Genomic DNA, 13195 nt, shown 5'->3' on the forward strand with positions numbered 1-13195 from the left:
CCGCATTCGCGAGCAAGCCCGCTCCCACAGGGGGATTGCGGCGGCCGAGCCGGCGGCTTGTCCCCGCTTCCCATGTCAGCCCCGCAAGCCCCGATGTTTTAGTTTTTCCAGGCTGCGCACAGCAGGCACGGACTCGCGGCTGCGCGCTCCTTTTTCTCGTATTTACAGCAGGTTATCCCATGCATTTCAGCGAACTGATGGCTGTTCTTTCCACCCATGCGATCCGCCTTCAACAGGAAGATGAAGACCTGGTCATTCTGGGCAGCGACGACGCGCTGGACGATGCGTTGTGGGACAGCCTCAGCGAACACAAGGCGCAGTTGCTGGAACTGGTCGCGCAAAACGGTGGCGACTGGCTGAGCCCGGCGTTTCGCATCACCCCGGACATGCTGCCGCTGGTGACTCTGGATCAGCCGACCATCGATCGCCTGGTCGCCAAAGTACCCGGCGGCGCCGCCAACCTGCAGGACATTTACCCGCTGGCGCCGCTGCAGGAAGGCATGCTTTATCTGCACCTGTCGGCGCCCGCCGGTGACCCCTACGTGTCGCAAGCGCGATTCGCCTTCGACAGCCGCGAACGTCTGGAGGCTTTCGCCGAGGCGCTGCAATGGATGATCGAACGCCACGACATTCTGCGCACCTCGTTCGTCTGGGAACGCCTGGACGAACCGCTGCAAGTGGTGCAGCGACAGGCTCGTCTGCATTGCGAAGAAATCGCCCTCGACCCGGGTGCGGATGCTCTGACGCAATTGCTGGAGCGCCACGACCCACGGTTCTTCCGCCTCGACATCCAGCAGGCGCCGCTGCTGCGTCTGGTGTACGCCATGGATCCGGCCAACGGGCGCGTGGTCGCGCTGTTGCTGTTCCATCACCTGATCATGGACCACGTCGCCCTCGACGTGGTGCGCCGCGAAACCCGTTCGCACCTGCTCGGCCAGACCGCGCAGGTCGGGCCGCCGGTGCCATACCGCGATCACCTGGCCAAGGCCCGTCTGCGTCTGGACGAACAGACTCACGAGCAGTTTTTCCGCGAGATGCTCGCCGACATCGACGAGCCGACCTTGCCCTGTGGTTTGCAGGATGTGCAGGGCGATGGCCAAGGCATCGAAGAAGCTTTGCTGATGCTCGACACCGATTTCAGCCGGCAACTGCGCGGCCAGTCGCGTCAGCTCGGCGTCAGCGTGGCGAGCCTGATGCACCTGGCGCTGGCGCGGGTGCTCGGCCAACTGTCCGGGCGCACGGCGGTGGTGTTCGGCACCGTGCTGCTGGGGCGGATGGAGGCGGGCGAGGGCGGCGAACAGGCGCTGGGGATGTTCATCAACACCTTGCCGCTGCGGGTGGATGTCGGGCAGGACGGCGTGCGTGCCGGGGTGCTGGCCACCCATCGACGCCTGACCGCGTTGCTCGGCCATGAACAGACCTCGCTGGCCCTGGCCCAGCGTTGCAGCGCGGTGGCGGTGCCAACGCCGTTGTTCAGCGCGATCCTCAACTATCGCCACAGCAGCAGTGAAGAGATCGCCGAGGTCAGCGAACTGGCCCCCGGCGTGCAAGTGCTGGGCGCCCGCGAACGCACCAACTACCCGCTGACAATAAACATCGACGACCTCGGCGAAGACTTGCGCATCACCGCGCTGGCGGATGCGGCGCTGGGTGCCGAACGCATCGCCGCTTACCTGCACACCGCGTTGCACAGCCTGCTGCAGGCCTTGCAATCGACCCCGGATGCGCCGCTGCAACGCCTGAATATCCTGCCGGCCGCCGAACGTGAATATCTGCTGCACGGGATCAACTCGCCGTTGCCGCAGTTCCCGGAAACCCCGCTGATTCACCAGCAGTTCGAAGCCCACGCGGCGGCGCGTCCAGAGGCCACAGCGCTGCTGTTCGAGGAGCAGACGTTGAGCTACGGCGAACTCAATCGCCGCGCCAATCAACTTGCGCATCACCTGCTGGCGCGGGGGATTCGCCCGGATCAGCGCGTGGCGATTTGTGTCGAGCGTGGCCCGCAAATGCTCATCGGCCTGCTCGGTATCCTCAAGGCCGGCGCCGGTTACGTGCCGATCGACCCGGCGTATCCACTGGAGCGCATCGCCTACACCCTGGAGGACAGCGCCCCGGTGGCGGTGCTGACCCAGGCCGATACGCTGGATCGGGTTGGCGCGCTCAACGTGCCGATCATCGATCTGGACAGCCTGCAGTTGCAGGCTGAACTCAGCAGCAATCCGCAGATTCCCGAGCTGACCCCAAATCACCTCGCCTACGTGATCTACACCTCCGGTTCCACCGGGCTGCCCAAGGGCGTGATGGTCGAACACCGCAACGTGGTGCGGCTGTTTTCGGCGACCCACGACTGGTTCAACTTCAACCCGCAGGACGTGTGGGCGCTGTTCCATTCCTTCGCCTTCGATTTCTCGGTGTGGGAAATCTGGGGCGCGCTGGCGTTCGGCGGACAATTGTTGCTGGTGCCGCAGGCGGTCAGCCGCTCGCCGGACGACTGCTACGCGCTGCTGTGCCGCACTGGCGTCACTGTGCTCAATCAGACCCCGAGCGCCTTCCGCCAGTTGATCGCCGCGCAGGGCCGCAGCCCGTTGCAGCACTCGTTGCGCGAAGTGATCTTCGGCGGCGAAGCGCTGGAACCGGGCCTGCTCAAACCGTGGTACGCGCGGGTCGGCAATGCCGGTACGCGGCTGGTGAACATGTACGGCATCACTGAAACCACGGTGCACGTGACCTATCGCCCACTGCAGGCAGCGGACGCGCTACTGGTCGGGCGCAGCCCGATCGGTGTGGGCATTCCCGACCTGCAACTGTACGTGCTCGACGCGCAGCGCGAGCCGGTGCCGGCCGGCGTGATCGGCGAGTTGTACGTCGGCGGCGCCGGGGTTGCCCGGGGTTACCTCAATCGTGAAGCGCTGACTGCTGAACGCTTTATTGCCGACCCGTTCAGCGGCCGTGCCGAGGCGCGTCTGTACAAGACCGGTGACCTCGCGCGCTGGTCAGCGGATGGCAGCCTCGAATACCTGGGGCGCAACGACGATCAAGTGAAGATCCGTGGTTTCCGCATCGAACTCGGTGAAATCGAAGCTCGCCTCGCCGCCTGCGCCGGTGTGCGCGAAGCGCTGGTGATCGCCCGCGAAGACAGTCCCGGTGACAAGCGTCTGGTGGCCTACTGGCTGGCCGCCGCAGGCACTGAACCGAGCGCCGCGCAATTGCGCGACGCGTTGCTGCAATCGCTGGCCGACTACATGGTGCCTAGCGCCTTTGTGCGCCTCGACGCCATACCGCTGACTACCAACGGCAAGCTTGATCGCAAAGCCTTGCCGCAACCGGACAGCGATGCCTTCGCCCGTCGCGGTTTCGAAGCCCCACTGGGACCGGTGGAAACCCTGATTGCCGGGATTTGGCAGACCCTGCTCGGTGTCGAGCAGGTCGGGCGGCACGACAATTTCTTCGAACTCGGCGGCCATTCGCTGTTGGCGGTGAAACTGATCGAACGCATGCGCCAGCACGACTTGCAGTGCGACGTGCGCGTGCTGTTCGGCCAGCCGAGCGTCGCGGCGCTGGCGGCGACCCTGAGTCACAGTCATACCCTGCGGGTGCCGGACAATCTGATTCCTTTCGATTGCACGCGGATCACCCCGGACATGCTGCCGTTGGCCACGCTGGATCAGGCCGCCATCGACCGCGTGGTCGCCAGCGTGCCCGGCGGCGTCGCCAATGTGCAGGACATTTACGGCCTGGCACCGTTGCAGGCGGGGATTCTCTACCACCATCTGGCGACCAGCGCCGGTGATCCCTACGTATTGCAGGCGCAATTCGCCTTCGCCGGTCTGGCACAGATCAAGGCCTTCGTCCGTGCGTTGAATGCGGTGATCGAGCGTCACGACATTCTGCGCACCAGCGTGGTCTGGGAAGGGCTTGAAGAGCCGGTGCAAGTGGTCTGGCGCGAGGCGCCGCTGGCGCTGGAACGGGTCGATGCCGACCTGCTTGAGGGCGATGTGCTGGAGCAGATGCAGGCGCGGTTCGATCCACGGCACTACCGCCTCGACCTGCGCCGGGCGCCGCTGATGCGTCTGGCCTACACAGAAGACCGTGAACAGCAGCGCTGGGTCGGCATCCTGTTGCTGCACCACATCGTGCTCGACCACACCGCACTGGAAGTGTTGCTGGCGGAAATGAACGACAGCCTGTACCCGAGCGGCGCCGAGTTGCCGATGCCGGTGCAGTACCGCAACTACGTGGCGCAGGCGCAACAGCAGGCCGATACTCAGGCGCATGAAGCGTTCTTCCGCGACATGCTCGGCGACATCGACGAGCCGACCGTGGCCTTCGGTGTGCAGGACGTACATGGCGACGGCAGCAGCATCGTCGACAGCGAGCAGGCGCTGGATTCGAGCGTGGCCCAGCGCTTGCGCGAGCAGGCGCGCCGCCTCGGCATCAGCGCGGCCAGCCTGGTGCACCAGGCCTGGGGCCAGGTGCTGGCGCAGGTTTCGGGGCGTGAAGAGGTGGTGTTCGGCACCGTGCTGCTCGGGCGCATGCAGGGTGGCGAGGGCGCCGATCGCGCACTCGGCATGTTCATCAACACCTTGCCGTTGCGGGTCAGTGTTGGCGCGACCGACGTGCAGCAAGGCGTGCGCGCTACCCATGAACGTCTGGCGCAACTGCTGGCGCATGAGCAGGCCTCGCTGTCGCTGGCCCAGCGTTGCAGTGGTGTTGCCGCATCGCTGCCGCTGTTCAGCAGCTTGCTCAACTATCGCCACAGCGCGGCCGAACCGGCAGGCGTGACTTGGGACGGGATCGAGATTCTCAGCTCGCGCGAGCGCAGCAACTATCCGCTGGTGGTCAGCGTCGACGACCTCGGCACCGGTTTCCGCCTGAGCGTGCAAGCGGTGCCGCAAGTGGATGGCGCGCGGGTCTGCGATTACCTGAAAACCGCGCTGCACAACTTGCTGACCGCTCTGGAGCACTCGCCAGCAACGTCGCTGCGGCAGATCTCGGTGCTGTCGCCGAGCGAACGCCAGCGGGTCCTGGTCGGCTTTAACATCACCGGTCGCGATTATCCGCCAGCGCAAACCGTGCAGCGTTTGTTCGAGGCCCAGGCGGCCGCGCACCCCGAGGCCTTGGCGGCGCTGCAAGGTACCCGGCAGTTGAGCTATGGCGAGCTCAATCAGCGGGCCAATCGCCTGGCGCATCACCTGATCGGCCTTGGCGTGCAGCCCGATGACCGGGTTGCCCTGTGTGCCCGGCGCAGCCCGGACATGCTGGTCGCGCTGCTGGCGATCCTCAAGGCCGGCGCCGGTTATGTGCCGGTTGATCCGGCGTATCCACCAGAACGCATCGCCTACCTGTTGCAGGACTGCGCCCCGGTGGCAATCGTGGCGCAAGCATCGACCCGCGATCTGCTCGGTGGCGTGCCGGTCATCGATCTGGACCGCGACCTCTGGCAGCACCTGTCGGATGCCAATCCGCAGGTGCCGGCATTAACCCCGAACCATCTGGCTTACGTGATCTACACCTCCGGCTCCACTGGCCAACCGAAAGGGGTGATGGTCGAGCATGCGACCCTGGAAAACCTCGTGCACTGGCACGCTGAAGCCTTCGACTTGCAGGCCGGCAGCCAGACCGCGAGCGTCGCCGGCTTCGGTTTCGATGCCATGGCCTGGGAAGTCTGGCCGGCACTGTGTGTCGGCGCGACCTTGCACCTGCCGCCGCAGTCGATCCGCAACGAGCACCTCGACGAGTTGCTCGACTGGTGGTGCGCGCAGCCGTTGCAGGTCAGCTTCTTGCCGACGCCGGTGGCCGAATACGCGTTCAGCCGTCAATTGCAGCACCCGACTTTGCGTACGCTGCTGATCGGCGGCGACCGACTGCGTCAGTTCAGTCGTGCGCAAACCTTCGACGTTATCAACAACTATGGCCCGACCGAAGCCACGGTGGTCGCCACCTCGGGGCGGGTAGAGCTTGACCAGCCGTTGCATATCGGCCGGCCGATTGCCAACGCCAAAATCTATGTGCTGGACGCCGAGCAGCGTCCGGTGCCGGTGGGCGTGGCGGGCGAGTTGTATGTCGGCGGGGCAGGCGTGGCGCGCGGCTATTTGAATCGCCCCGAGCTGAGCGCTGCGCAGTTCCTCTTCGATCCGTTCAGCGACGAGCCGCAGGCGCGCATGTACCGCACCGGCGATCAGGCGCGTTGGCTGGCCGACGGCAACATCGAGTACTTGGGGCGCAACGACGATCAGGTCAAATTGCGTGGCGTGCGTATCGAACTCGGTGAAATCGAAGCCGCGCTCGGCAGCCACGCTGCGCTGCAGGAAGCGGTGGTGCTGGTCCGCGACGGGCGGCTGATTGCGTGGTTCACCGAGCGCACGGCGGTCGATATTCAACAGTTGCACACGCATTTGCAGGCTCGCTTGCCGGATGCGCTGTTGCCGTCGGCATACGTGCGGCTGGACGCATTGCCGTTGACCGCCAACGGCAAGATCGACCGCAAGGCCTTGCCGGAGCCGGAGCAGGGCGCGTGGCTCAGCCGCGAATATGAAGCGCCACAGGGTGCGGTGGAAACCGCGCTGGCGCAGATCTGGATCGACTTGCTGAAAGTCGAGCGGGTCGGGCGTCACGACAACTTCTTCGAATTGGGCGGGCATTCGCTGTTGGCGGTGAGCCTGATCGAACGCATGCGCCAGATCGACCTCGCCGCCGACGTGCGCGTGTTGTTCAATCAGCCGACTCTGGCCGCACTGGCCACCGCAGTCGGCAGCGGTCGCGAAATCGAAGTACCGGCCAACCGCATTCCGTCGGGCTGCACCCGCATCACCCCGGACATGCTCAGCCTGACTGAACTCGATCAAGCAAGCATCGAGCGTATCGTCGCCACGGTGCCGGGTGGGGCCGCCAACGTGCAGGATATCTATCCGCTGGCACCGTTGCAGGAAGGCATTCTTTACCACCACCTGAGCGCCGAACAGGGCGATCCATACCTGCTGCAATCGCGGCTGATCTTCGACAGCGTCGAGCGCTTGCGCACCTTCAGCCAAGCCTTGCAGCAGGTCATCGCGCGCCACGACATTCTTCGCACCAGTGTGGTCTGGGAAGGGCTGGCGAGTCCGCAGCAAGTGGTCTGGCGTCAGGCGCCGCTGGTGGTGCAGGCGGTGCCGCTGGACCCGGCGCAGGGCGACGTTCTTGAACAGTTGCACGCGCGCTTCGATGCCCGGCACAACCGCCTCGACCTGAGCCAGGCGCCGCTGATGCGCATCGTCTACGCCGAAGACCCGGCGCAGCAACGGGTGGTGGCGATCATATTGTTCCAGCACCTGATTCTCGACCACACCGCCATGGAGGTGGTGGGCCAGGAAATGCGTGCTTTCATGTTCGATCAGGCCGACAGCCTCGGCACGCCGATGCCGTACCGCAACTACGTGGCGCAGACGCGTCTGGGTGCCAGCGAGCAGGAACACGAAACGTTTTTCCGCGACATGCTCGGCGATATCGACGAACCGACCTTGCCGTTCGGCCTGCACGACGTGCAAGGCGATGGCGGCGACATCGAGGAGGCGCAACAAGCCGTCGATGCCGGGTTGACCCTGCGCCTGCGAGAACAGGCGCGGCAGTTGGGTGTCAGCCCGGCGAGCCTGATGCACCTGGCCTGGGCGCAAGTGCTTGGCGTGCTTGCCAACCGCCGCGACGTGGTGTTCGGCACGGTGCTGTTGGGTCGTTTGCAGGGCGGTCAAGGCGCGGATCGCACCCTCGGCGTGTTCATCAATACCTTGCCGCTGCGGGTGGATGTCAGCGAAGGCGTGCGCGCTGCGGTCAAGACCACCCACGCACGACTGACGGCATTGCTCGCCCATGAACACGCGCCACTGGCGCTGGCCCAGCGTTGCAGCGCGGTGTCCGGGGCGCCGCTGTTCAGTGCCTTGCTCAACTACCGGCATACCGCTGCCGAAGCGCAGCCGCGTGACGGTCAGGGCATCTGGGAAGGCGTGCAACTGCTCGGTGGCGAAGAGCGCAGCAACTATCCGCTGACCCTCAGCGTCGACGATCTCGGCGAAGGCTTTTCCCTGTCGGTGCTGGCGTTGGCGCAGATCGGCGCGCAACGGATCTGCGGCTACATGCACACCGCGCTGGAGCATCTGGTGCACGCGCTGGAACAGGCGCCGCAACGTCCGCTCAACCGTTTGCCGATTCTTTCGGTGGAGGAATACGAGCGCTTGCTGGTCGGTTTCAACCCGACAGCGGCGGCATACCCGCGCGGCGCAACGATTCAGGCGCTGGTGCAAGTGCAGGCCGAGCAGCAGCCACAGGCGCTGGCGGTGGTGCAGGGCACGCAGCTACTGACCTACGCGCAGCTCAATCAGCAGGCCAATCGCCTGGCGCATCACTTGCTCGGTCTCGGCGTGCAGCCGGACGACCGGATTGCCGTGTGCCTGCAACGCAGCCCGCAGATGCTGGTGGCGCTGCTGGCGATTCTCAAGGCCGGCGCCGGTTACGTGCCGGTCGATCCGGCGTACCCGGCCGAACGCATCGCCTACCTGTTGCAGGACAGCGATCCGGTGGCGGTGCTGGCGCAGGGTTCGACCCGCGAGTTGCTGGGCCGGGTGCCGGTGATCGATCTGGACAACGCCCTCTGGCAACACCTGCCGGAGACCAATCCGCAACTGCCGACGCTGACCCCGGCGCATCTGGCCTACGTGATCTACACCTCGGGTTCGACCGGTCAGCCGAAAGGCGTGATGGTCGAACACGCAACCCTGGAAAACCTTGTGCACTGGCACTGCGAGGCGTTCGACCTGCGCGCCGGCAGCCACACCGCGAGCGTCGCCGGTTGCGGTTTCGACGCGATGGCCTGGGAGGTCTGGCCGGCGCTGTGTGTCGGCGCGACCCTGCACCTGCCGCCGCCGTCGATCAGCAACGAACACCTCGATGACCTGCTCGACTGGTGGCGCGCGCAGCCGTTGCAAGTGAGCTTCCTGCCGACGCCGATTGCCGAATACGCTTTCAGTCGTGAGCTGGGTCACCCGACCTTGCGCACGCTGTTGATCGGTGGCGACAAGTTGCGGCAGTTCTCGCGTGGGCAGACGTTCGACGTCATCAACAACTACGGCCCGACCGAGGCCACGGTGGTCGCGACTTCCGGACAAATCCATGCCGGACAGCTGCTGCATATCGGCCGGCCGATGAGCAACGCCAGGGTCTACCTGCTCGACGATCAGCAACGTCCGGTGCCGGTTGGCGTGGCGGGCGAGTTGTACGTCGGTGGCGCGGGTGTGGCCCGTGGTTATCTGAACCGTCCCGAGCTGACCGCCGAACGCTTCCTCGAAGACCCGTTCAGTGACGAACCGCAGGCGCGCATGTACCGCACTGGCGATCTCGCGCGCTGGCTGGCCGACGGCAATATCGAGTATCTGGGACGTAACGACGATCAGGTCAAACTGCGCGGCGTGCGGGTGGAACTGGGGGAAATCGAAGCTGCGCTGTCCAGCCATCAAGCGGTGCAGGACGCGGTGGTGCTGGTGCGCGAGGCGCTCTTGATCGCCTGGTTCACCGCGCGCACTGCGGTAGAAATCGAAGAGCTGCGCCAGCATCTGCAAGCACGTTTGCCGCAGGCACTGGTGCCCGCCGCCTACGTGCGCCTGCCGGCGCTGCCGCTGACCGCCAACGGCAAACTCGACCGAAAGGCCTTGCCCGAACCGGATCAGGACGCCTGGCTCAGCCGCGAATACGCAGCCCCGCAAGGGCCGGTGGAAACCGCGCTGGCGCAGGTCTGGGCCGAGGTGCTGCAGGTCGAACAGGTTGGGCGGCACGACAACTTCTTTGAACTGGGCGGACATTCGCTGCTGGCGGTGACCCTGATCGAGCGCATGCGTCAGCTCGGCCTGAGCACCGACGTGCGCGTGCTGTTCAGCCAGCCAACCCTCGCCGCGCTGGCGGCCGCCGTCGGCAGCGGTCGCGAAGTCGCGGTGCCGGATAACCTGATTCCACTCGGTTGCACGCATATCACTCCAGACATGCTGACCCTGCTGCAACTGGATCAGGCCAGCATCGAGCGTATCGTGGCCACGGTGCCGGGCGGTGCCGCCAATGTGCAGGACATTTATCCGCTGGCGCCGTTGCAGGAAGGCATCCTTTATCACCACTTGAGCGCCGCGCAGGGCGATCCATACCTGCTGCAATCGCGCCTGGCATTCGACAGCCTTGAACGCTTGCACGCCTTTGCCGCCGCGCTGCGCCAGGTCATGACACGTCACGACATTCTGCGCAGCGGAGTGGTCTGGGAAGGGTTGTCGACGCCGGTGCAAGTGGTCTGGCGCGAAGCTCAACTGCCGGTGCAGGAAGTCGCACTCGACCCGGCCGCCGGTGATGTTCTGGCGCAGTTGTATGAGCGTTTCGACGCGCGGCATTACCGCATCGACCTCAGTCAGGCGCCGTTGATTCGCCTGGTCTATGCACAAGACCCGGCCAATGATCGAGTGGTCGCCATGCTGCTGTTCCATCACATCGCCATGGACCACACGGCGCTGGAAGTGGTGCAGCAGGAACTGCAGGCGCTGCTCTTCGGTCACGGCGAAGCCCTGATCCCTGCCGTGCCGTATCGCAATTACGTGGCGCAGACCCGGCTGGGCGTCAGCGAGCAGGAGCATGAAGCGTTCTTCCGCACGATGCTCGGCGAGATCGATGAGCCGACGCTGCCGTTCGGTCTGCTGGATGTGCACGGTGACGGCCATGACATCGAAGAAGTCCGTCAGCGCGTGCCCGAAGCCTTGGCGCGGCGCCTGCGCAGCCAGGCGCGGCAGCTGGGCGTGAGCGTCGCGAGCCTGTTCCATCTGGCGTTTGCCCAGGTATTGGCGGCGACTTCCGGACATAAGCGCGTGGTGTTCGGCACCGTGCTGCTGGGGCGGATGCAGGGCGGTACCGGCGCTGATCGCGGTCTGGGGATGTTCATCAATACGCTGCCGCTGCGGGTGGATCTGGGTGATGTTTCGGTGCGTGCCGGGGTGCGCGCCACCCATGCGCAACTGACCGCATTGCTCGGCCATGAGCATGCATCACTGGCGCTGGCTCAGCGCTGCAGCGGGGTGGCCGCGCCGTCGCCGCTGTTCAGCGCCATGCTCAACTACCGGCACAGCGTCAGCGCGGAACAGTTGCAAGCCAATCGCCTGGCCTGGCAAGGCATCGAAAACCTCTCCAGCGAGGAGCGCACCAACTATCCGCTGAGTTTCAACGTCGATGACCTCGGTCAGGGCTTTGATCTCACGGCCATGACCCCTTCGCCGATTGGCGCGGCGCGGCTGTGTGGCTACATGCAGCAGGCGTTGGCGGGGCTGGTCGAAGCGCTGGAGCAGACTCCGCAGCAGGCGTTAAATCGTCTGTCGGTGCTGGCGGATGCCGAGCGTCAGCATCTGCTGTTCGGCCTGAACGCCACGGAGGTCGATTACAACCTTGAGCAAACCATTCACGGCTTGTTCGAAGCGCAAGTGGCGCGCTCGCCGCAGGCACCCGCTGTGGTCGCGGGTGAGCAGCAACTGAGCTATGCCGAACTCAATGCCCGGACCAATCAACTGGCGCGGCATCTACGTGAATTGGGCGTAGGGCCGGATGCGCGAGTGGCGATCTGCGTCGAGCGCGGTCTGGACATGGTGGTCGGGCTGCTGGCGATCCTCAAGGCCGGCGGCGGTTATGTGCCGCTGGATCCGGCGTATCCGCTGGAACGTCTGGCCTACATGCTGGAGGACAGCGCGCCGCTGGCGGTGCTGGTGCAGGGAACGACGCGTTCGTTGCTCGGCGAAGTCGCCGTTCCGGTGATTGATCTGGATCAGCCGCACTGGCAAGCGCTGCCTACGGACAATTTGTCGTTCGCTGAATTGACCCCGCAGCACACCGCCTACGTGATCTACACCTCCGGTTCCACCGGCCAGCCGAAAGGCGTGATCAACGAACACAGCGGGGTGGTCAACCGCCTGCTGTGGATGCAGGACGCCTATCAACTGACCTCCAGCGATACGGTGCTGCAGAAAACCCCGTTCAGCTTCGACGTCTCGGTCTGGGAGTTCTTCTGGCCGCTGATGACTGGCGCACGTCTGGTCATGGCCCGGCCCGAGGAGCACAAGGATCCGCTGTATCTCAGCCAAATCATCGAACGCGAGCACATCACCACGCTGCACTTCGTGCCGTCGATGCTCGATGTGTTCCTCGCTCACGCCGACACCGCACGTTGCGGCAGTCTGCGGCAAGTCATGTGCAGCGGCGAAGCCCTGCCGGGCAGCGTGGTGCGGCGCTTCAAACAGCAACTGCCGGGCAGCCAATTGCACAACCTGTACGGCCCGACCGAAGCGGCAGTGGACGTGACCGCGTGGAATTGCGCCGGGCCGCTGGAAAGCACCCCGGACAACACGCCGATCGGCAAACCGATCGCCAACACCCGGATGTACATACTCGATGCCCAGCAACAACCGGTGCCGCACGGCGTGGTCGGCGAGCTGTACATCGGCGGCGTACAAGTGGCGCGCGGTTATCTGAATCGCCCGGAACTGAACGCCGAACGCTTCCTCAACGACCCGTTCCAGAGCAACGGGCGGATGTACCGCACCGGCGACGTCGCCCGTTATCTCGCGGACGGCAACATTGAATACCTGGGCCGTAACGACGATCAGGTGAAGATCCGTGGCTTGCGTATTGAACTCGGCGAGATTCAGGCGCGTTTGACCCAGATCGACAGCATTCAGGAGGCCGCCGTACTGGCCCGCGAAGATGCATCCGGCGACAAGCGTCTGGTGGCGTACTACACCGGGGCACGCCTGGAAATCGACGTGCTGCGCAGTCATCTGCTGGAAAACCTGCCGGACTACATGGTGCCCGCGCTGTTCGTGCATCTCGATGCACTGCCGCTGAGCCCCAACGGCAAACTCGACCGCAAGGCGCTGCCGGCGCCGGATCAGGCGGCATTGCCGGTGCGCGAATACGAAGCCCCGGTAGGCGACGTCGAAATCACCCTCGCACGGCTCTGGGCCGAGTTGCTCAACGTCGAGCGGGTAGGGCGCCACGATCATTTCTTTGAACTGGGTGGTCACTCGCTGCTGGCGGTCAGTCTGATCGGCCGGCTGCGTCAGGAAGGCATGGAAGCCGATGTCAGGTCGCTGTTCGAACATCCGACCCTGGCCGGCTACGCCGCAATTACCGAACGAATGGAGATCGTCCTGTGAAC

Annotated in this window: 1 protein-coding gene; it reads left to right on the top strand. The window is 65.0% G+C overall.

Features of this window, described 5'->3' with window-relative positions; genetic code table 11:
* Positions 1–179: 179 nt before the first annotated feature.
* Positions 180–13193, top strand: a complete 13014-nt coding sequence (locus HDC30_RS23105; protein ID WP_183785159.1) for a non-ribosomal peptide synthetase — start codon at positions 180–182, stop codon at positions 13191–13193.
* Positions 13194–13195: the final 2 nt, after the last annotated feature.

Source organism: Pseudomonas sp. JAI115, from assembly GCF_014200835.1.
GTDB classification, from domain to species: domain Bacteria; phylum Pseudomonadota; class Gammaproteobacteria; order Pseudomonadales; family Pseudomonadaceae; genus Aquipseudomonas; species Aquipseudomonas putida_A.